20 protein-coding genes are annotated in these 21,756 nt (G+C 37.4%); 18 read left to right on the plus strand and 2 right to left on the minus strand.

Annotated features, from left to right (window positions below; translation table 11 throughout):
• Nucleotides 1–229: 229 nt before the first annotated feature.
• From clpX to ACEN4L_RS08975, 15 genes are all read left to right on the plus strand, one after another.
• Nucleotides 230–1,483, plus strand: a complete 1,254-nt coding sequence (clpX, locus tag ACEN4L_RS08905; RefSeq protein ID WP_407097227.1) for an ATP-dependent Clp protease ATP-binding subunit ClpX — start codon at nucleotides 230–232, stop codon at nucleotides 1,481–1,483.
• Nucleotides 1,484–1,851: 368 nt separating this feature from the next.
• Nucleotides 1,852–2,436 carry a ribosome biogenesis GTP-binding protein YihA/YsxC gene (gene yihA / locus ACEN4L_RS08910; protein ID WP_407097209.1) on the plus strand — a complete coding sequence of 195 codons (585 nt, stop codon included), beginning with the start codon at nucleotides 1,852–1,854 and terminating at the stop codon, nucleotides 2,434–2,436.
• A 94-nt stretch (nucleotides 2,437–2,530) separates the two neighbouring features.
• Nucleotides 2,531–3,967 carry a glutamyl-tRNA reductase gene (gene hemA / locus ACEN4L_RS08915; RefSeq protein ID WP_407097210.1) on the plus strand — a complete coding sequence of 479 codons (1,437 nt, stop codon included), beginning with the start codon at nucleotides 2,531–2,533 and terminating at the stop codon, nucleotides 3,965–3,967.
• Nucleotides 3,951–5,240 (plus strand): glutamate-1-semialdehyde 2,1-aminomutase, encoded by a 1,290-nt coding sequence (gene hemL, locus ACEN4L_RS08920; RefSeq protein ID WP_407097211.1) that lies wholly within the window; start codon nucleotides 3,951–3,953, stop codon nucleotides 5,238–5,240. The genes hemA and hemL overlap by 17 nt, the downstream gene beginning before the upstream one ends.
• A gap of 213 nt (nucleotides 5,241–5,453) precedes the next feature.
• The gene (locus tag ACEN4L_RS08925) at nucleotides 5,454–6,941 is read left to right on the plus strand and encodes an ABC transporter substrate-binding protein/permease (protein ID WP_407097212.1); all 1,488 of its coding nucleotides are present in this window, start codon (nucleotides 5,454–5,456) and stop codon (nucleotides 6,939–6,941) included.
• On the plus strand, nucleotides 6,934–7,659 hold the full coding sequence (locus ACEN4L_RS08930) for an amino acid ABC transporter ATP-binding protein (RefSeq protein ID WP_407097213.1): 726 nt from the start codon (nucleotides 6,934–6,936) through the stop codon (nucleotides 7,657–7,659). Before ACEN4L_RS08925 ends, ACEN4L_RS08930 begins: the two co-directional genes overlap by 8 nt.
• 381 nt (nucleotides 7,660–8,040) lie before the next feature.
• Complete coding sequence (obgE, locus tag ACEN4L_RS08935) at nucleotides 8,041–9,366, plus strand: GTPase ObgE (RefSeq protein ID WP_407097214.1); 1,326 nt, start codon at nucleotides 8,041–8,043, stop codon at nucleotides 9,364–9,366.
• 57 nt (nucleotides 9,367–9,423) lie between these two features.
• The gene (rnz, locus tag ACEN4L_RS08940) at nucleotides 9,424–10,368 is read left to right on the plus strand and encodes a ribonuclease Z (RefSeq protein ID WP_407097215.1); all 945 of its coding nucleotides are present in this window, start codon (nucleotides 9,424–9,426) and stop codon (nucleotides 10,366–10,368) included.
• Entirely contained in the window at nucleotides 10,352–11,182 is an 831-nt protein-coding gene (locus tag ACEN4L_RS08945) for an SDR family NAD(P)-dependent oxidoreductase (RefSeq protein ID WP_407097216.1), read from the plus strand. Before rnz ends, ACEN4L_RS08945 begins: the two co-directional genes overlap by 17 nt.
• Nucleotides 11,183–11,229: 47 nt before the next feature.
• On the plus strand, nucleotides 11,230–11,592 hold the full coding sequence (locus ACEN4L_RS08950) for a lipopolysaccharide assembly LapA domain-containing protein (RefSeq protein ID WP_407097217.1): 363 nt from the start codon (nucleotides 11,230–11,232) through the stop codon (nucleotides 11,590–11,592).
• Between the two features lie 152 nt (nucleotides 11,593–11,744).
• Entirely contained in the window at nucleotides 11,745–12,305 is a 561-nt protein-coding gene (locus tag ACEN4L_RS08955; protein ID WP_407097218.1) for a DUF1836 domain-containing protein, read from the plus strand.
• A 22-nt stretch (nucleotides 12,306–12,327) separates the two neighbouring features.
• A complete protein-coding gene (locus tag ACEN4L_RS08960) occupies nucleotides 12,328–13,194 on the plus strand; it encodes a DegV family protein (RefSeq protein WP_407097219.1) in 867 nt (288 codons plus the stop codon).
• Between the two features lie 136 nt (nucleotides 13,195–13,330).
• Nucleotides 13,331–15,664, plus strand: coding sequence for a single-stranded-DNA-specific exonuclease RecJ (gene recJ, locus ACEN4L_RS08965; RefSeq protein WP_407097220.1), 2,334 nt, complete (start codon nucleotides 13,331–13,333; stop codon nucleotides 15,662–15,664).
• 35 nt (nucleotides 15,665–15,699) lie between these two features.
• The gene (locus ACEN4L_RS08970; RefSeq protein WP_407097221.1) at nucleotides 15,700–16,212 is read left to right on the plus strand and encodes an adenine phosphoribosyltransferase; all 513 of its coding nucleotides are present in this window, start codon (nucleotides 15,700–15,702) and stop codon (nucleotides 16,210–16,212) included.
• Nucleotides 16,213–16,341: 129 nt separating this feature from the next.
• A complete protein-coding gene (locus ACEN4L_RS08975; protein ID WP_407097222.1) occupies nucleotides 16,342–16,980 on the plus strand; it encodes a DUF3885 domain-containing protein in 639 nt (212 codons plus the stop codon).
• 57 nt (nucleotides 16,981–17,037) lie between these two features.
• Here the strand turns inward: ACEN4L_RS08975 and lexA are convergent, their stop codons facing one another.
• Nucleotides 17,038–17,661: a transcriptional repressor LexA gene (lexA, locus tag ACEN4L_RS08980; protein WP_407097223.1), complete on the minus strand. Its 624-nt coding sequence runs from the start codon at nucleotides 17,659–17,661 to the stop codon at nucleotides 17,038–17,040.
• A 229-nt stretch (nucleotides 17,662–17,890) separates the two neighbouring features.
• On the opposite strand from lexA, the gene ACEN4L_RS08985 reads away from it, so the two are divergent.
• The 3 genes from ACEN4L_RS08985 to ACEN4L_RS08995 all read left to right on the plus strand — a co-directional run bounded on the left by ACEN4L_RS08985 (nucleotide 17,891) and on the right by ACEN4L_RS08995 (nucleotide 20,647).
• Nucleotides 17,891–18,133, plus strand: coding sequence for a DUF896 family protein (locus ACEN4L_RS08985; RefSeq protein WP_407097228.1), 243 nt, complete (start codon nucleotides 17,891–17,893; stop codon nucleotides 18,131–18,133).
• A 102-nt stretch (nucleotides 18,134–18,235) separates the two neighbouring features.
• The gene (gene tkt, locus ACEN4L_RS08990; RefSeq protein WP_407097224.1) at nucleotides 18,236–20,230 is read left to right on the plus strand and encodes a transketolase; all 1,995 of its coding nucleotides are present in this window, start codon (nucleotides 18,236–18,238) and stop codon (nucleotides 20,228–20,230) included.
• A 180-nt stretch (nucleotides 20,231–20,410) separates the two neighbouring features.
• The gene (locus tag ACEN4L_RS08995) at nucleotides 20,411–20,647 is read left to right on the plus strand and encodes a YneF family protein (RefSeq protein ID WP_407097225.1); all 237 of its coding nucleotides are present in this window, start codon (nucleotides 20,411–20,413) and stop codon (nucleotides 20,645–20,647) included.
• Nucleotides 20,648–20,874: 227 nt separating this feature from the next.
• Here ACEN4L_RS08995 and ACEN4L_RS09000 read toward each other — a convergent pair whose 3' ends face one another.
• Complete coding sequence (locus ACEN4L_RS09000; RefSeq protein ID WP_407097226.1) at nucleotides 20,875–21,492, minus strand: lysophospholipid acyltransferase family protein; 618 nt, start codon at nucleotides 21,490–21,492, stop codon at nucleotides 20,875–20,877.
• Nucleotides 21,493–21,756 lie beyond the last annotated feature (264 nt).

The following is a 21,756-nucleotide window of genomic DNA, read 5'->3' on the forward strand; positions in this document are numbered from 1 at the left end:
TGTTTTGATGAAGCACGTCAGTTAGAACAGTTTTAAGAGGTATACTCTTGGTATGTATAGGGACTGGGCCATAGGTTTTTTGGTCTGGTCCCTTTCTTACTCAATGAAGATCACCATGAGTAGCATTATCCCTTTTTTTATGCTATTATTTAAAAAGTTTGAACATTGTGCTACTGTAGAGGTGGTGTCAATGATTGAAACAGGAAACAGAATTGAGGTGTATGGGAACATGTTTAATGATGAAGAAACAAGTGGAGTCGTAAGTTGTTCATTCTGTGGAAAAACACAAGATCAAGTGAAGAAAATCGTTGCCGGTCCTGGTGTTTACATCTGTAACGAATGTATCGACTTATGCAAAGAAATCATAGATGAAGAATTTAGTGAAGTAGGTTATGGTGAATTCTTAGAAGTACCAAAACCTCAAGAAATTCAACAAATTTTAAATGAATACGTGATTGGTCAAGAACAGGCTAAGAAATCCTTGTCTGTTGCGGTGTACAATCACTACAAGCGTGTGAATCATATGGGTGAAAAAGAAGAAGATGGAATTGAACTGCAAAAAAGCAACATCTCTTTGATCGGACCAACTGGTTCTGGGAAAACATTCCTTGCTCAAACTCTAGCGCGTATTCTAAACGTTCCATTTGCGATTGCAGATGCAACCAGCCTTACAGAAGCGGGTTACGTTGGGGAAGATGTTGAGAACATTCTCTTGAAATTATTGCAATCAGCTGACTTTGATGTTGAACGTGCTGAAAAAGGGATTATTTATATTGATGAAATCGATAAAATTGCTCGTAAGAGTGAAAATGTATCGATTACTCGTGATGTATCAGGTGAAGGCGTACAGCAAGCTTTACTCAAAATCTTAGAAGGTACGGTTGCCAGTATTCCTCCTCAAGGCGGAAGAAAACACCCACAACAAGAATTTATTCAATTAGATACAACGAATATTCTGTTCATTGTTGGCGGGGCCTTTGATGGAATCGATACGATCGTTAAAAACCGCTTAGGAGAAAAAGTGATCGGTTTTGGTTCTGGTTCATCGAAGAAAAAAATCGACGAATCTAAATCTGTAATGCAGCAAATTATTCCAGAAGACCTATTGAAATTCGGATTGATTCCTGAATTTATTGGACGTTTGCCAATTATGGCTGCTCTGGAAAAATTAACAGAAGATGATTTGATCCATATTTTAACTGAGCCGAAGAATGCTTTGGTAAAACAATACAAAAAATTGATGGAATTAGATAACGTAGAATTGGAATTCGAAGAAGATGCTTTACGCGAAATTGCCAAACAAGCTATCGAGAGAAACACTGGAGCTCGTGGTTTGCGTTCGATTATCGAAAACTTGATGTTGGAAATTATGTTTGATTTACCAAGTCGCCCAGAAGTATCTAAATGTGTGATCACGAAAGAAGCGGTCGCAGGTACCACTGAAGCCATTTTCTATAATAATGAAGGCAAAAAAGTCGTTTAATAGTTTAATTAAACCTGTTACTACAGAAGATCAACCGGTAAAAAGGCTGATCTTCTGTAGTTTTTTTGCTTTTTTTTTTAAAAAGATACAATCGTAATTTTACAATTGTGTTACAAATATCTCTTTTTTATGTTGGGAAAATGCGAAAAGAAGATTTAAATATTATATTTTAGTATCAGGTATGTTAGAATAGGAAATGGATTTATCGGGCGAATGAGTTTTTACCATCAGAAATGCCCCTAGTTTCGTAGAATCGTAAACTAGGGAAAAATTGCTGTGCGCTAGTTTAGTGATATAGTATAGATCGATCTAATTAAACTGGAAAATCATAAAATACAGTAAGATATATAAAGGGCGTGCAAAACATTATGAAAGTAAATAATGCAGAATTTATCATTAGTGCTGTTTCACCAAAACAGTATCCTACGACAAACCTTCCGGAAATTGCGTTGGCAGGAAGATCAAATGTAGGGAAGTCTTCTTTTATCAATAAGATGACGAATCGTAAAAAATTAGCTAGAACTTCCAGTAAACCTGGAAAAACGCAAACATTGAATTACTACAAAATTGAAGAAAAATTCTATTTTGTCGATGTACCTGGTTATGGGTATGCAAAAGTTTCTAAAACAGAACGAGCTAAGTGGGGAGAGATGCTGGAGACATACTTTACACAGAGAGAAACATTAAAACTAGCCATTTGCGTGGTTGATTTTAGACATCCACCTACTAACGATGATGTTCAAATGTATGATTTCTTAAAATACTATGATATTCCTGTTTTAATTTTGGCAACAAAAGTAGACAAGATTCCACGCAGTAAATGGAATAAACATGAAAAAATCATTAAAGACGGCTTTGAGATGGATGCAGAGGATAAACTTCTTACATTTTCTTCAGAAACAGGATTAGGTATGGATGAAGTTTGGAAGTACATTGAAGAAAAAATCAAGTAGATTAAAAATAATGGACTTATATTAGGTGTTAAGACCTAGAAACGAATCTATTCACTCACAACGTTGGAATGAAGAATTAAAAGGATGATAAACATTGAAAATCTTACTTTATGGTGTGAATCATCAATGTGCACCAATAGAAATTAGAGAAAATTATGCTATAGAAGAGAGCGATATAAATCAACAACTTTCTGATATACACTCGTTTTCTGGAATAAAAGAAGTGGCTATTTTGACAACTTGCAATCGGACAGAATACTATTTGTATGTTGATCCTGATTCTTTTAAACACGGCGATATATTGCATTACATTGCTGATTATTCAGGGTACGATGTCTCTCAAGTGATTTCTACTACTTATGGAAAATCGAATTTGAGTGCTGCTTCACATTTATTTAATGTCACCACAGGTTTGGATTCCGCTATTGTGGGAGAAAGCCAAATATTGGGACAAGTAAAAAATGCTTATCGAGTTGCTCAAATGGCAAAGACAGTAGGCCCTATCTTGAGTTCTTTATTTAACAAAGCAGTAGCATTTTCTAAGAAAATGCATACCGTAACTAAAATAGATCAAGTATCACGAGATGCTGCTTCAGCAGCAGTACAGTTGTTCAAGCAAGAATGGGCGGAATTCTCCGATAAACGATTTTTGATCATCGGGGCAGGGAAAATGGCTCAATCTGCAGCAAAAGCCTTAGTTTACCAAGGGGCTGATTCTGTCACGATCGCCAGCCGTGACTATGAAAAGACAAAAAAAGTAGTAGCTAAATTAAACGAGTGGTCGAGTCTTCTGAAGAAACGTGAAATCAGTATGCGGACTTTTCATACAGGCGATTACAACCATTTGCCTATGTCATTAGCCAAAGTCGATGGTGTAATTACTGCTACCAAGTCTAAAGAGTTGATTATAACGACGGATGTAGTCAAGAAAATGAATGATATACGGTTCTCTAAGAAAAATCAAATGATGATGGATCTTTCTGTTCCCCGGAACATAGAAACAGAATTAGGAATGGACAAACAAATTTTCCTATTTGATATGGACAGAATCAGCAGTGAATTAAAATCGACCAATCAATTACAAGAAAAAGAACTGAATTTTATCAAATCAGAAATGGAAGAAGCTGTTTATCAATTCAATTTCTGGTTCCAGGAAAGAAAATCAGTTACTTATTTGGAAGAATTCAGTCAAAAAAATAATCAACTCAAAGACACCGTGATGACCAGTTTACAAAATAAATTGCCTGAGTTAACGGAACATGAAACAGAAGTGATTCAGAAACACATGCAAAGCGTCATCAACCAATTGTCTAAACAACCAATTCAATCACTGAAAGATATGGCAAAAACAGACTCATCAGAAAAAGCTGAAAAAGAGATGAATCGATTTGCAGTAAACATTGGTTTGAGAGAAGAAAAACCTAAAGAAGAAGAAAAATCAGAAAAAGAAGACACTAAAGCACTAGAAGAAAACAAAGCGGTCTTTAATTTCGAAAGAAAAGAGGTCGTTCAGTTTGAGAAATACTACTAGATCAGAAGAAATCTTCAAAAAATCTGTTCAGCTTATGCCAGGCGGGGTGAGCAGTCCTGTGCGGGCATTTAAATCAGTGGACGTTCCTCCTATTGTAATGAAGCAAGGTAAAGGAAGCCATATTATTGATGAAGATGGTAATGAATACATTGATTATGTTTTATCATGGGGCCCGCTGATTCTAGGCCATGCAAATCCTGTTGTAGTTAAAAAAATCCAGGAAGCTGCCGCATTAGGAACTAGTTTTGGTACGTTGACCGAGATGGAAACTGCACTAGCTGAAATTGTGATCGATCGAGTCCCCTCAATCGACATGGTGCGATTCGTAAATTCGGGAACGGAAGCCACTATGAGCGCGTTGCGCTTAGCGCGCGGTTATACCGGAAGAGATAAGATCATTAAATTAGAGGGCAGTTACCATGGACACGATGACGCTTTATTAGTCAAAGTAGGGTCTGGTGTAGCTACTCTAGGTTTACCTGATTCTCCAGGAGTTCCAAAAAGCACGACTTCCAATACGTATGTAGCTCCTTACAATGATTTGGCAGCTGTAAAAGAATTGTTTGCTGCTTATGCAGGCGAAATCGCTGCGGTCATTGTTGAACCAGTTGCTGGGAACATGGGAGTTATTCCTCCTGTAGATGGTTTTCTTCAGGGACTGCGTGAACTAACTCAACAAGATGGAGCGTTATTGATTTTTGATGAAGTGATGTCTGGATTTAGAGTCGGTTACCATAGTGCACAAGGCTACTTTGGTGTGACTCCTGATATTACTTGTTTAGGAAAAGTAATTGGCGGAGGGGTACCTGTAGGAGCTTACGGTGGACGCAAAGAGATCATGGAACACATTGCTCCAGCTGGTCAAATATACCAAGCTGGAACATTGTCAGGTAATCCTATTGCTATGGCTGCTGGTATAGCGACATTATCTCAATTGACACCAGAAGATTACCGTTATTTTGAACATTTAGGCAATCTCCTAAAAGCAGGGATCCAGTCCTTAAGTCAAGAATACAGTATTGACATAACCGTCAATCAAGCAGGCAGTATGATAGGAATGTTCTTTACTGAGGCACCTGTTACTAACTATCAGCAAAGTAAGGCGAGCGATACAGCATTTTTCGCCAAATACTATAAAGAGATGGCAGATCGAGGCATTTTTCTGCCTCCTTCACAATTTGAAGGGATTTTCTTGTGTACAGAACACACAGAAAAAGATATTGAAGATACATTAGCTGCTATGGATCAAAGCTTTGCAGCATTGATGAGATAGAGTTGAATAATGTGATCTAAAAGACTGAAAAGAGAAAAATTCTCTTTTCAGTCTTTTTTGCATATGAAATATACACAAACTAGGCTTAAAAGATGTATAAAAACGCTTAATAATGTATAAAAAAGAAATTAATCAAAAATATATTGCATAAATATTCCTGATTTGTTAAACTATCCCTATTGATTATGAGTACACCATTCAGGAGGAAAAAATATGAAGAAAAAAGGTTTGATAACCTTAATGTTATTAGTTGGATTTATGTTGCCACTATTCTCATTCCCACAATTCGTTTCCGCAGAAGAAACCTCACAAGACACATCTTTGGAAGATATCAAGGAACGTGGCGTTCTCATTATGGGAACAAGTGCTGATTTCCCGCCATATGAGTTTCACGCGACTGTTGACGGAAAAGATACAATCGTCGGGATGGATATTTCGATTGCTCAGAAGATTGCGGATGATTTAGGTGTAAAATTGCAAGTAGAAGATATGCAATTTGACAGCTTGATACCGGCTCTTGAAACAGGCAATATAGATATGATTCTAGCAGGTATGTCTGCAACAGAGGAACGTAAATTAAGTGTTGATTTTAGCGATACGTATTACCAAGCTACTCAAAACATTGTCATTCGTTCTGAAGACAAAGACCTATATGCTTCAAAAGATGATTTTGCAGGGAAAATCGTCGGGGCTCAAATGGGTTCGATCCAAGAAGGATTAACTAAAACAGAAATGACGGACTCAGAATTGATTTCTTTAGGAAAAACATCAGATTTATTGCTGGCTTTAAAAACCAAAAAAGTAGATGCTATCGTTATGGAAGGCCCGAACGCGTTGTCTTTTGCAGGCGTTGATGACGCGCTTCTGACTTTTGAAGGTGGTTTTGAAGGAGGAGAGACTGAAGGATCTGCTATTGCGATGTCTAAGGGATCTGACGCTCTAATGGATGTAGTCAATGTTTCGTTAGCTGAGATTCAAGCGGAAGACCTGATTCCTGAGTACCTAGCTCAAGCTGGAAATTATTTGGAAACAGCTCAAGATTCAGAATCGTCTGAGTCAGGCACAAATTCTATGACCAATTATTGGTCTTATTTCTTAGAAGGTACTCTCAATACGATTTTTATTTCGGTTGTCAGTGTCCTTATTGGTTCTGTTATTGGAGTTTTATTGGCTTTAGTAAGGTTATCCAATAATAAATTCTTTCGTTTTTTAGCCACTGCTTATGTTGAATTCGTGCGAGGAACACCTATGATGATTCAAGTGATGTTCATTTATTTTGCGGTAGGGTATATCATTAATATTCCCGCATTGCTGGCTGGGATTATTGCCGTTTCTTTGAATAGTGGAGCATATGTGTGTGAAATCATTCGTTCTGGTTTATCTTCTGTTCCAACTGGACAAGTCGAAGCAGCACGTAGCTTAGGAATGAGTAAAAATACAGCTATGAGACACATTATTTTCCCTCAAGCGTTAAAAAATATTTGGCCGGCTTTAGGAAATGAATTTGTGACAATCATTAAAGAAAGTTCTATCGTTTCTGTTATTGGTGTAAGCGAATTGATTTTCCAAACCAGAGTGGTAACGTCTGTTTCTTACCGGGGTATTGCTCCTCTTGCGGTAAGTATGGTCATTTACTTCATTTTAACGTTTAGCTTAACTAAACTATTGAACTATTACGAAGGGAAGATGTCACATGATTAAAATAGAACATTTAGCAAAATCGTTTGGAGAAAATGTTGTCTTAAAAGACATTAACGAGGAAATAAAAAAAGGCGAAGTTGTCGTGATCATTGGTCCTTCAGGTTCAGGAAAAAGTACGTTGCTGCGTTGTTTGAATTTATTAGAGAAACCTACTGAAGGAGAAGTTGTTTTTGAAGGGACTTCTTTAACTGGTTTAAAAGAAGTCAAATTGAACCACTTAAGAGAAAAAATGGGAATGGTATTCCAAAATTTCAACTTATTTCCACATAAAACGGTTTTAGAAAATATGAAAATAGCACCGATGAAAGTTAAAGGAATAGCAGAACAGGTCGCTGAAAAAACAGCTATTGAATTGTTGGAAAAAGTTGGATTGGAAGAAAAAGCACAGGCTTTTCCATCTAATTTGTCTGGAGGTCAACAACAACGGGTTGCCATTGCACGCGCATTGGCAATGAATCCTGAAGTCATGCTATTTGATGAACCGACAAGTGCATTGGACCCTGAAATGGTTGGGGAAGTATTGAGCGTTATCCAAGATTTGGCAGAATCAGGGATGACAATGGTCGTTGTAACCCACGAAATGGGCTTTGCAAAAAAAGTAGCCGATCGCGTATTGTTTATGGATGGGGGATACATTGTGGAGCAAGGAACACCAGAAGAAATGTTCAATTCTCCACAACATGAACGGACACAAGATTTTTTAGCTAAAGTGTTGTAGTACAGGCAGATGAAAAAAGTTTAAAAACAGTATCAGTGGAGTGGTTCATTGGTACTGTTTTTATGTGTTCAATGTGAGAGTTCGCTGTGAAAGGAAGAAGAGGATCCTAGACCTTTTTAAGGCAAATGCATTTTTATCCCTTAGATGACTTAAAATCGCAACAGAACTCGTCATTATCCAGGGATTCTCTCTTGTTTAAATGGACAAATGTCAAAAATAAAAGTACAATTAAGCGTGAATGTAGTAGAATCTTTCAAAGTTGATGAAGATTCCACAATAGGATCCTGATTTTTTGAGAAAAAAAGTAAATAAGTTATCCGTTCAAGAAATCATCAATAAATAGAATTATTCTAGTCTCAATCAATTGAGGAGGAAATAAGTATGTCAATGTTTTTAGATCAAGTAAAAATTAATGTTAAGGCCGGTAACGGCGGTAATGGAATGGTCTCTTTTCGTCGTGAAAAGTATGTTCCTGATGGCGGTCCATCTGGAGGTGACGGTGGTCAAGGAGGAAACATCGTTTTTGTAGTTGATGAAGGCTTAAGAACGTTATTGGATTTCCGTTTTAACCGTCATTTCAAAGCTTCACATGGAGAAAATGGGATGACTAAAGGAATGCATGGTAGAGGAGCAAAAGATTTAATCGTTAAAGTTCCACCAGGTACAGTAGTGAAAAACGCTGGAACTGGAGTAGTTTTAGGTGATTTGATTGAAGATGGCCAAACATTAATAGTCGCAAAAGGTGGTCGTGGTGGACGAGGAAATATCCGTTTTGCAACACCGAGAAATCCAGCTCCCGAAATTGCTGAAAATGGAGAACCTGGTCAAGAATTTGAAATCGAAATGGAATTAAAGGTATTGGCTGACGTTGGGCTAGTTGGATTTCCTTCTGTAGGAAAATCAACCTTGCTGTCAGTGGTTTCTTCTGCAAGACCTAAAATCGGAGCGTACCACTTTACAACTTTGGTACCGAATTTAGGAATGGTCCGTATTGACGATGGCCGCAGCTTTGTAATGGCTGATATGCCAGGATTGATTGAAGGAGCTTCACAAGGTGTAGGTCTGGGAATCCAATTCTTGCGTCATATCGAACGTACGCGTGTATTGCTGCATATCATTGACATGAGCGGCAGCGAAGGACGCGATCCATTTGACGATTTCCAAGTTATCAATAATGAACTGGAGTCGTATAACTTACGTTTATTAGAACGTCCGCAAATCATTGTTGCGAATAAAATGGATATGCCTGATGCTGAAGAGAATTTAAAAATATTTAAGAAAAAAATTCAAGAACTGAAAGAAAATGAATTTGATGACGATATCGCTATTTTCCCAATTTCTTCTGTGACTCATAAAGGGATCAGTGCCTTGCTGAGTAAAACAGCTGATTTATTGGAAAATACGCAACCGTTCCCTGTGTATGATGAAGTTGATGCGGATGATGAAGAAACAATTCTATACAAATACACACCAGAAGAAAAACCATATACGCTTGAAAGAGAACCGGATGCAACATGGACACTTGGAGGAGATAAATTGATCAAACTCTTCCAAATGACCAACTTTGATCATGATGAATCATCCTTGCGTTTCGCTCGTCAATTAAGATCTATGGGAGTAGACGCTGAATTGAGACAACGTGGTGCTAAAAATGGGGATATTGTTCGTATGAAAGATCAAGAATTTGAATTTGAATACATGGATTAAACAGCCCTGTTAGAATAAAGTAGAGATATACAGTTTAAGAAGATTAGGATGAAGGAAATGGAATTATTATTTTTGGGAACAGGTTCTGGCGTACCTTCAAAACAAAGAAACGTATCCAGTATTGCTTTGAAGCTGTTGGATGAAATAAACTCTGTCTGGTTGTTTGATTGTGGAGAGGGAACGCAGCAACAAATATTGCATACCACCTTAAAGCCGAGAAAAGTGGATAAAATTTTTATTACGCATCTGCATGGCGATCATATCTATGGACTGCCAGGTTTTCTAGCTAGTCGTGCTTTTCAGGGTGGAGATGGTCTAATTACTATTTACGGACCTGTAGGGATCGAGCAGTTTGTTAGGACGTCGTTGAAAATCAGTGGAACGTATTTAAAATATCCATTGAAATTTCAAGAAATCAAAAAAGAAGGCATTGTTTTTCAAGATAAATACTTTACCGTCAGTTGTCTGGAATTGAAGCATGGGATTCAATCGTTTGGATATCGAATAGAAGAAGCCAGTCATCAAGGAACGCTTCAGGCAGATAAAGTGAAAGAAGCAGGTATTCCGTTTGGGCCATTATTTGGCAAGTTGAAAAACGGCGAAACGATCACATTGGAAGATGGCCGGGTATTCAATGGAAAAGATTTTATTGGAGCGCCGCATCAAGGTCGAGTGGTGACTATTTTAGGGGATACTAAAAAAACAGATAACAGCAGATTGTTGGCAGAAAACGCGGATGTATTAGTGCATGAGAGTACATTTGATCATGCGAATCGCAAGCTTGCTAAAGAGTACAATCATTCTACAAATGTAGAAGCAGCTGAAACAGCTAAAGCTGCTAACGTGAAACAACTGATACTCACACATATCAGTGCTCGATTTTTATCCAAAGATGTTCATGCACTTGAAAAAGAAGCACAGAAAATTTTCAAAGAAACCACAGTAGTAAAAGACTTTAGTGAAGTAGATATTCCGCTTCAAAAAGATGGAGAATATTTATAGAGGAGGTAGCTTTGTGAAATCTGATAACCATTTGCAAGATAAAGTCGTTTTTATTACCGGGGCATCTTCTGGTCTCGGAGAACAAATAGCTTACGAAGCCGCTCTAGAAGGAGCCATCGTTGTAGTTGCAGCTAGGAGTTTAGATAAATTGCAGACTGTAAGAGATACCTGTGAAAAAATCTCAGGTAAAAAAGCCTACTTGTTTTCGATGGACATTTCAAAACCTGAGGAAATTGAAGCTGTCTTTCAGGAGATCACTGCAACAATAGGCCCTATTGATGTATTAATCAACAATGCAGGTTTTGGACACTTTGAAAGTGTATTGACGGCAGATATGGCAATTGCAGAGGATATGTTCCGAGTGAACGTGCTGGGATTGATGTACACCTCTCAAATGGCTGCGATTCATATGGCTGAACGAGAAAGTGGTCATATCATCAATATAGCCTCTATGGCAGGGAAAATGGCAACTCCTAAATCGACCATTTATTCTGCAACTAAATTTGCGGTTATTGGGTACACAAACGCTTTGCGTCTAGAACTGAAACCATTATCTATTCAAGTTTCAACGGTTAATTTAGGTCCTGTGAATACAACCTTCTTTGATAAAGCAGATAAAAATGGAGACTATTTAGCTAAGGTTGACAAATATGTACTGGATCCTAAGGAAGTGGCTCACAAAATCGTCCGTTTGATCGGTACGAACAAACGAGAATTGAATTTGCCGAAATCGATGGAAGTTGCCAGCAGATTCTATACGTTATTCCCTAAAATGGGGGATTACTTAGCAAGTACTCTATTCAATCAAAAATAAATTTCACATAAAAAGCTGAAACGACTAAACAAAGCGAGGTTGAAAAAATGAGAAGACAATGGACGACTATTATTGCATTGCTATTAGTGATATTGATTGCAGCGTTTGCGGTTATGAATACTGAAGCAGTCCCTGTGAATTTTGCTTTTACAGTTGCTTCATGGCCTTTAATCATGGTTATCTTAGTCTCCTTGCTTATAGGAGCTTTAGTAGCCGTATTGATTTCGACCGGTCCTTTACTGAAAGAGCGGAAAGAAGTCAAACAACTGAAAAAAGAAATAGAAAATTCCAAAGTGCAGCAAGAACAAGAAATTGCACATATTCAAAAAGCTCATGAGACTGAATTAAGCGACAAAAACAGCTTAATACAACAACTCCAAGCTCAATTGAATCAATCAGAAACCAAATAACGGTCTAATTTAAACTACCTTAATATCTCTTCCACAACTGAAAAGACATTGAGGTAGTTTTTTATACCATTTTCATCTAGTTCTTGTAACTATGTTGTCTAGTTGCTTTGTGTGTGTTAAAATAAATTATCTTTTAAAAAGGATATGAAAACATGACGTATAATGAAGAGTTATTGAAATGGAAAGTGGATGTTGAAGAGTACCATTTGCCAAGATGGGATGATTTACCAGATATCGACTTATATATGGATCAAGTCATTACATTGATTGAAAATTATTTAGTTATTTTCAATCCGACCCATGATAAAAAAATCATTACTTCCTCTATGGTAAATAATTATGTGAAATTGAAACTTATTCCAAAACCGGTCAAAAAAAGGTACACTAAGAAACACTTGGCCTATTTAATTGCTATCTCTATTCTTAAGCAAGTGATTACGATTCCAGAAGTCAGAGACGGGATCGTCTACCAAGCTTCAGTAAACGGTATAAGAGAGGCTTATAATTTATTTTGTTCTGAACAAGAATATGCATTGAAGGCAGTTGCTTCAAGAATCGGAAATACCAGTAACGTTCCTTTAATGAAAGAGGATTGTACAGAAGAAAATATTTTAGTTCGTAATGCTACATTAGCAGTAGCGACTAAAATAGCGACTGAAAAATTAGTGGCTTCGCTTATAGTGACAGAAAATCAAGAAACTAAAAGTAATTAATTAAATGGAGGACGATTAGAAAATGAATAAAGAAAAGATTGCTTTTCTAGTTGATTCAGGATCAGATGTTCCACAGGACATTTTAGAAAAGGGCAATATGAAAGTGATTCCTTTGAAAATCATTTACAAAGATGGGGAATACACCGATAAAGTAGACATTCAAGCAGAAGAAATCTATGACCGTTTGAAAGAAGAAGTTCCTAAAACCTCTTTGCCTGACGGAGAAGCTATCAAAAAAATGATGATGGAAATCAAAGCAGAAGGCTACACTAAAGTTATTGCCATCACCATTTCAAGCGGCTTGAGCGGTACCAATAATATGGTGCGTTTAATGGCAGAAGAAATAGAAGGCTTAGACGTTTTTGTGTTGGATACCAAGAATATTGGAATCGGCAGCGGGCTACATGCAGAGCGAGCGTTATCGTATGTAGAAGCTGGTCTCGAATGGGAAATCATTAAACAAAAACTTCAAAATGGAATAGAAGATATTAAAGTACATTTCTATGTGGACACTTTAGAATATCTTCAAAAAGGCGGCAGAATTGGACTTGTTTCCTCACTTGTCGGAAACTTGTTAAACTTGAAGCCGGTTATTTCATGTAATGAGGATGGAATTTATTACACCGTTGCTAAAGCTCGCGGAAGTAAAAAAGGAATCCAAAAACTGATCGATACTACGATTGAATTTGCACAGCAAGCGGTTAAGTACGATGTGGCAGTATGTTATGCAGGTAGAGAAACTAAAGAATTGGCGGACACGATTGCTGGAAAATTGAAAAATGCTTTACCGAATATCCGTACAAATTATTTTGATTCGCTCAGCCCAGCCTTAGGGGTACATACAGGACCTGGTTTGATCGGGATCGCTGTCAGCCGATTGGAAAAATAAAAAAGTTGCACTTCAACAGCAAGAGTTTCTCTCTTATTGTTGAAGTTTTTTTGTTTTTAGAGAGGATGTTTTGCTGTCCATTATCTACCATTTATACGGCTTATTTGATATACTAGTTAGGTTGGGAGTGAAGACTGTGATTAATGCTCGTATGAAATGGAAACAAGCAGAAAAAACTGAAAATCATCAATTGATCCAAGAATTATCCAGAGAACTTTCTTACTCACCGTTATTTATTTCTTTGTGTTTACACAGGGGATTAGATACAAAAGAAAAGATCCAATCTTTTCTTCATCCAAGTGAAAAGCGGATTTACGACCCTTTTTTGATGCATGATATGGAACGTGCTACAGAAAGAATCATGGCAGCGGTAGAAACTGGCGATAAAATTATCATTTACGGGGACTATGATGCGGATGGAGTGACTAGTACATCGGTGTTGCTTGAAACACTGGAAATGATTGGCGCCAATGTAGATTTTTATATCCCCAATCGTTTTATAGACGGATATGGACCTAACAGTAAAGCTTTTGAAAAATTGATCAATGAAGGGTGCCAGTTGATCGTTACTTGCGATAACGGGGTGTCTGGGCATGAGGCGATTAAACGAGCTAAGGAATTAGGTGTTGATGTAGTCGTAACCGATCATCATGAGCTTCCTGAAGAACTGCCGGATGCTTATGCAATTGTACACCCACGTCATCCAGCTGGACAGTACCCTTTTGGAGATTTAGCAGGTGTAGGGGTGGCTTTTAAAGTTGCTACTGCTCTGCTTGGGGAAATGCCCGTTGAATTGCTGGATTTAGTAGCTTTGGGGACGATTGCCGATTTAGTCTCATTGAGAGATGAAAATCGGGTTTTGGTGACTCAAGGAATAGCATTATTGAAGCAAACGCAACGGTTAGGGTTAGTAGCCTTATATGAAGTAGCCGGCGTTAAAAAAAACGAAATAGATGAGGAATCAGTCGGTTTTATTATTGGGCCGAGATTGAATGCTCCAGGCAGACTAGGAGACGCTTCGCCTGCAGTACGTTTGTTAACTACATTTGATGAAAATGAAGCACAATCTATTGCGCAGATTATCCAAGGGAAGAACGAAGAAAGACAACAGTACGTAAAAAAAATAACCGACGAAGCATTCGATATGCTTGAACAAACAGATACTTCACCAGATGTTTATGTGTTAGCTAAAGAAGGCTGGCATGAAGGAGTCCTTGGGATCGTTGCCAGTAAAATAGTTGGAAAGACAGGCAAACCAGCGATCATCCTGAACATTGACCGTGAAAACGGAACGGCAAAGGGATCAGGCAGAAGTGTTCAAGCATTTCACTTGTATGAAGCTTTGGGTACAATCCGCCCTTTAACAGTAGCTTTTGGGGGACACCATATGGCAGCCGGATTAACGGTGCCAAGTGAAAATATTGAACAGATTCGTTCCAAATTAAATGACTATGCTGCTGTACAACAACTGTCAGGTCAAATGGGAGAAGAAATCCATATCGACAAAGTAGTAACCGAAGAAGACTTAACGCTCGAAACGGTTGAAGAGCTGAAAAAATTAGCTCCTTTCGGTACAGATAATCCTAAACCGACCTTTCAATTGGATAATGTGCTCGTGCAAACGGTCCGTAAAATAGGGGCGGACGGAACACACTTGAAAATGTCTGTTCAGCTTGATCAAACGAGTCTTGACACTATTGGTTTTGATTTTGGAGAAGTGGCAGATCGAATATCAGGAAACACTCGTCTGTCAACAGTCGGCAAATTGGAAATCAATGAGTGGAATGGTTCTAGAAAATTACAGTTGCGGATTGAAGATATAGCTGTTAAAGGTATCCAATGCTTTGATTATCGAAGCACACAAATTCCAGAATCATTATGGAATAAGCAAAACGCTGATTTCGTATTCTTTGATTCTGCGAACTATGAACAGTACCAAGAAAAGATGCCCGCTTCAAGCAAAGCTTACTTGATCCAGACACGAAAAGATGCTAAGCAATTTTTGATGCAGCATTCATTATTGGTATTGGTGGATTGTCCACCTTCATTGACCATTCTTTCTTTATTGATAGAACACAATAAACCGGAAAATGTTTTGTATTCTTTTCACAGTACAACGAATGATTATTTAGAAGGTATGCCAAATCGGCAACATTTTGCGAATGCATACAAGTTCATTTTGTCTCATCAGAATATTGATGTGAAAAATCAGCTGGGTATTTTAGCAAAAACACTGAATATGAAAGAAAATCGAGTAATATTCATTCTGCAGGTGTTTTTTGAGGTTGGATTTGTTAAAATAGAATCCGGACTTCTTAATCGAGTGGAAACAAATGAGAAAAAAGATTTAACACAATCTATTACGTACCAGAAAAAAGTACAACGTATCGAGGCGGAAGAAAGATTAGTCTATAGTCATGCTTGGGAAGTTGAGCAATGGCTAATGAATCAAATAACCATCAGCGAATAAAGAAGAATTTGACTGGTGAACGGAGGACAAAAAGAATGGATTTAAAAAAATATATTTCTGATGTAGAAAATTTTCCTGAAGAAGGGATTATTTTTAGAGATATTTCACCATTAATGGCAGATGGAGAGGCATACCGTTTTGCAACAAATGAAATCGTAGCATATGCTAAAGATAAAGGTGTAGAAATGATCGTAGGTCCTGAAGCTCGCGGATTTATTGTCGGATGTCCAGTTGCCTATCAAATGGGAATCGGCTTTGCTCCAGCTCGTAAAAAAGGCAAATTGCCTCGTGAAACCGTAGAGGTTACTTATGGTTTGGAATACGGGAAAGATACGCTGCAATTGCATAAAGACAGCATCAAACCAGGGCAAAAAGTATTGGTGTGTGATGATTTATTAGCTACTGGCGGAACGATTGCTGCAACCATCGAATTGATTGAATCTTTAGGTGGAGTAGTTGTGGGAACAGCTTTTATTGTAGAGTTAAAAGATCTAAAAGGCCGCGAAAAAATCAAAGGCTATGATATCCTTGCTTTAGCAGAATATTGATCAACACATAAAGAACTATCTCCTGTTGAGATAGTTCTTTATGTGTTGTTTAAGGAATATGGAAAGAATTTGTTGAAAGCGGACGGAAGAAAAAAAGTACTGTATAACTAGTGCATATGAGGTGATTAGATGAACTTGAATGATTTTATGCACGAAAATTACCCCAATCTTCAGCTGAGACCACCTTTGTTTTATAATTGGGGTATTGGGATTCGTTTTGAACTTGGCCTAGAAAAGGAATGGTTCTTTGATTCTTCAAACAACTTGTATGTATTAGGATGTTATAATAGAGCAATTACTTTATTTGAATCGTTGCATTCACCAACAGATGATATTTTTGTTGTGATGGATATGAACAACTTTGACGTAAGAAAAAAACTGAAACGTCAGTTACAGAATTTTTCTCCGTACATAAAAAAATCATTGTTCTACAGCTTAAAACATCAAGAATTGCCTTTTATTTTTCCAGAAGACGATGAGGATGGCACACGTAAAACCAACAGATTTACTTTAACATGCAAAACAATGGATTTAAACCATGTTGCCTTGCTGAAAGCTGTTTGCAACCAAGATTTAGGCTTTAATCCGAGTATTTCTCATAATGTTTACGTGATAAATATCCAGAAAAAAACGATTTTCCATACTTATGATGATAGAGGTTGTGATGTATTGGCAACTTCGCCTGCAGCAATAAAAGAGATCTATACAAAATATAGTGACTGGATTTTAGATTATGACAGAGTTGAAATAGATAAACTATTCGAATAAAAAGAGATTGTCCAAAAAGCGAGTCCCACTCGATTTTTGAAACAATCTCTTTTTTGTTTATAAAACATGGCTTCGATAAAGACCGACAACTTTTCCTAAAATAGATACTTCTTGTAAGATGATCGGGCTCATAGTATCGTTTTCTGGTTGTAGTCTGTAATGATCTTGTTCGATAAAGAATCGTTTGCATGTAGCTTCATCTTCAGTTGTCATTGCAATGACAATGTCGCCGTTATCCGCACTGGATTGTTTACGGACGATAACTTCGTCTCCATCAAGAATCCCAGCGTTGATCATACTTTCTCCTCGAATGGTCAACATAAACAATGAACCATTTTCATACTCTAAACTGGGTGGGATAGGAAAAAAATCTGTCGCTTCTTCTACAGCTAATATCGGCTCTCCAGCTGTAACGGTACCCAATAAAGGAATTTTATTTAAACCAACTCCTAATTGAGATAAACCGGCAGTTGTCAATTCAATAGTTCTAGGTTTACTCGGATCGCGATGAATAAAGCCGTTTTTTTCCAAACGAGATAAATGTCCATGAACAGTTGATGTAGAGGACAACGATACTGCTTGACCAATCTCTCTAACAGTCGGCGGGAAACCTTTCTCTTTTACTTGTTCATAAATGTATTGTAAAACTTCAATTTGTCTAGACGCTGGTGATTTTTTCATAATTTTATAAACACCTCAATTCTTATTTACTCTTACTGTTAGAATAGCATAAACGAATCCTTTTTTCAAACAAACGTTCGCCTTTTTTGAAGATAATGACCAGTTGTTGAGTTATAATGTCATTTTATCGTCGGTATAACATATAGAAGATCGAATTCAACAGACAATCCAGCTGTATTTTTTAGTCATTTTTGGTATATTGGTTAAGGAAGTAGAAAGGATGAAGATAATGTTATCAAAAGAAGAAATAAACCGGATCAATGAGTTAGCTAAAAAATCAAAAACAGAAGAAGGTCTAACTCTTTCGGAACAAGTAGAACAAAAAAAATTGCGTGAAGATTATCTAACAGCTTTCAGAGGTGGAATGAGAAACCATATTGAAGGCATGAAAGTGGTTGACGAAGAAGGAAACGATGTAACGCCTGATAAAGTCAAGAAAATTCAAAAAGATAAAGGTCTGCATGGCAGATAAAAAAAATTCGAAATAGTTCCCATTTGTTTACAAAAAAATGGTATGATATAGAAGCAATGTAAGCAGTTTAATAAGCTTGAAATTTGAAAGGAATGATATTTTTTGTTCGATAAAGTAGATCAATTAGCTGTAGATACCATTCGTACGTTAAGCATTGACGGAGTTCAAAAAGCCAACTCCGGTCACCCTGGATTACCTATGGGTGCTGCACCAATGGCATATGTGTTATGGACAAAGCACTTAAAAGCCAATCCAAAAAATTCCCACTGGGTCGACCGCGACCGCTTTGTACTTTCTGCAGGTCATGGATCCATGATGTTGTACAGCATGCTGCATTTGGCAGGATACAAAGTTTCAATTGGTGATTTAAAGAGTTTCCGTCAATGGGAAAGTAAAACTCCAGGACATCCAGAAGTACACTATACAGATGGTGTAGAAGCAACAACCGGTCCTCTTGGACAAGGAATTGCCAATAGTGTCGGTATGGCCATGGCTGAAGCTCACTTAGCAGCTACTTACAATAAAGAAGGTCACAGCATTGTGGATCACTATACTTATGCTTTATGTGGTGATGGAGATTTAATGGAAGGTATATCAGCAGAAGCAGCGAGTTTAGCTGGACACTTGAAATTAGGCAAATTGGTCGTTTTATACGATTCAAATGACATTTCTTTAGATGGGCCTACATCAAAAGCCTTTACAGAAAACGTTGGTCAACGTTTCGAAGCTTATGGTTGGGAACACATTTTAGTAAAAGATGGAAATGATTTAGAAGAAATCAATGCAGCGATTGAAAAAGCAAAAGCTAATTCAGATCAACCTACATTGATCGAAGTGAAGACCGTTATCGGATTTGGTGCTCCTAACGCAGGATCACACAAAGTTCATGGTGCTCCATTAGGTATCGAAGGAGTAGAAGCGACTAAAAAAGCTTACGGTTGGGAAGGGGAAGACTTCTACGTGCCGGTTGAAGCTCAAGCTCGTTTTGAAGAAACAATGGTTACACCAGGCGAAGAAGCTGAAACAGAATGGGAAAAAGCTTTTGAAGCTTACCGTCAAGAATTCCCTGAATTAGCTCAACAATTTGAGGCAGGATTTAACGGCGATTTACCTGAAGGGTGGGACAAAGATTTGCCTGTATACGAAGAAGGCGATGCGGCTGTAGCTTCTCGTAAATCAGGTAGCGATACTTTGAATGCTATTGCTAAAAATGTTCCGAATTTCTGGGGCGGTTCAGCTGACTTGTCTTCATCGAACAACACGATGATTGATAATGTCACTGATTTTCAAGCTGGTCAATACGAAGGACGCAACATTTGGTATGGTGTTCGTGAATTCGCCATGACGGCTGCTGCTAACGGAATTATGCTGCACGGTGGTACAAAAACTTATGTAGGAACATTCTTTGTCTTTACAGATTATTTAAGAGCTGCAGTTCGTTTGGCGGCTATTTCTAAGTTGCCTGTAACGTATGTGTTTACACATGATTCAGTAGCAGTTGGTGAAGATGGTCCTACTCATGAACCAGTAGAGCACCTTTCAAGCTTACGCAGTATGCCAAACTTGACTGTTCTTCGTCCGGCTGATGGAAATGAAGTCACAGCTGCTTGGGAGATTGCACTGAAATCAACTGATCACCCAACAATGTTGGTGTTGAGTCGTCAAAACTTGCCGGTTTTACCAAAAACCAAAGAAATGGCACGCGAAAATGTTCAAAAGGGTGCTTATGTTCTTTCACCACAAGAGGGAGAACAACCTGAAGGTATCCTAATGGCTACAGGTTCTGAAGTGGCATTAGCATTAGAAGCTCAAAAAGAATTGAAAGCTCAAGGAAAAGACGTATCAGTCGTTTCTATGCCAAGCTTTGATTTATTTGAAAAACAAGATGCGGCTTATAAAGAAAGTGTCTTGCCGAAAGAAGTACGCAAACGCGTTTCGATTGAAATGGGAGCTACTTTTGGTTGGGAACGTTATGTTGGCCTAGATGGAGCGACTGTTGGAATCGACAAATACGGTGCAAGTGCTCCTGGCGAAACGGTCATTAAAAATTACGGTTTTACCACAGAAAATATTGTAGAGGTATTTAATACTCTTTAAAAATGAATAATTTTTTGAGGCTGAAGCTGTACAAAACGAATCATTTTGTACAGCTTCAGCCTTTTTAAGAGCTGTTAAAAGAAGAGTGCGAATACGTAAAAGAAATGATTGCTATTTATTTTTTTCATTTTTTTTAGTACAATTAACAACTGAGAGGTATTGAAAGGAGTGAAAGGTACAATGAACGTAATGTTAGCAATCGTTTTAATTATAATTGCTTTACTTGCTGGTTTAGTTGGAGGATTCTTTATATCTAGAAAATACATGATGGATTATTTCCAAAAAAATCCGCCAGTCAATGAAGACATGTTACGCATGATGATGATGCAAATGGGACAAAAACCATCTGAAAAGAAAATCAAACAAATGATGGCATCTATGAAAGTACAATCTGAGAAACAAAACAAGAAAAAATAAACATTTTTTTACTTAATAAACGAAGCGGACAGAAGAACATTCTGTTCGTTTTTTTGGTTCTACAGTATTTGACATTGGTAAGTAGAAAATACCGTTCTTTTTAATGCTAAACCTTTTAAAAATACATTTCTCTGCCAACATTAGAAGAGAAAGAACTTTTTTAAAATGAATTGTATACAAAAAGAGATGCGCCGGTATAAAACGGCACATCTCTTTTCTTTAGTTCATTATTTGTATTCGTAACGATAAGTCGGATCAATTTCTTTGTCTAATTGATCAAATGCACTTTGGATCTGAGTCTCGATCAAAGACAAGTTTTCTTTGTTTAATTTTGTTTTACGGTCCACATAAATAGGATCTCCAAAGCGAACAATAACTTTTTTTCGTTTGATCAAGTCAGTTAAGGTTAATGGTCCTTGATACACTGCTGGGACCATTGGGACGCCACTTAATTTTGCAATTGTAGGAGCTCCACCTTTTAGTTCAGCAGAGTGTCTAGTCCCCGTTGGAAACATAGCCAAACTGAGTTTTCCTTCTTTCAGTATTTTTACCGGCTTTTTAATAGCACTAGGGCCAGGATTTTGTCTATCTACAGGAAAAGCATTCGCATTACGAATAATCCATCCTAGTACGGGGTTTTTAAAGAGTTCTTTTTTAGCCATGAAAGCAAATTCCGTTTTATTCGCTCCTAAGGCTAAGTAAACCGGGTCGATCCAAGTACGATGCGGAGCGATTAAAATATACGATTCATTTTGAGGTAATTTGTCTCTTTGTTGGTAATGAGCATTCCCGTTCAGTATAAAGACTAACACACGGACAACAGCTCGTAATATTCTAAAAAACACGTTTGTTCAATCCTTTCATAAATAACTTCTCTGACACTTCTTTATTAGTATGATTGAAAACGATAAATTTCGCAACAACTTTTATTGTTGGACTAATTTTATTTTAGTAAAAAATAGAAAAGACTCATTTATATCAAAGTATGTGTAAAATAGTTCTCGAGAGCCAATAATTTTACTGGAAAAAAGAAAGAAGGCACTTTATCATAAATGTATGCTTTGCAGGGCAAATACATAAATGAAAGAGGCCTTCTTATGGATAAGATT

Source organism: Desemzia sp. FAM 23988 (assembly GCF_045528365.1).
Taxonomy (GTDB): domain Bacteria; phylum Bacillota; class Bacilli; order Lactobacillales; family Carnobacteriaceae; genus Desemzia.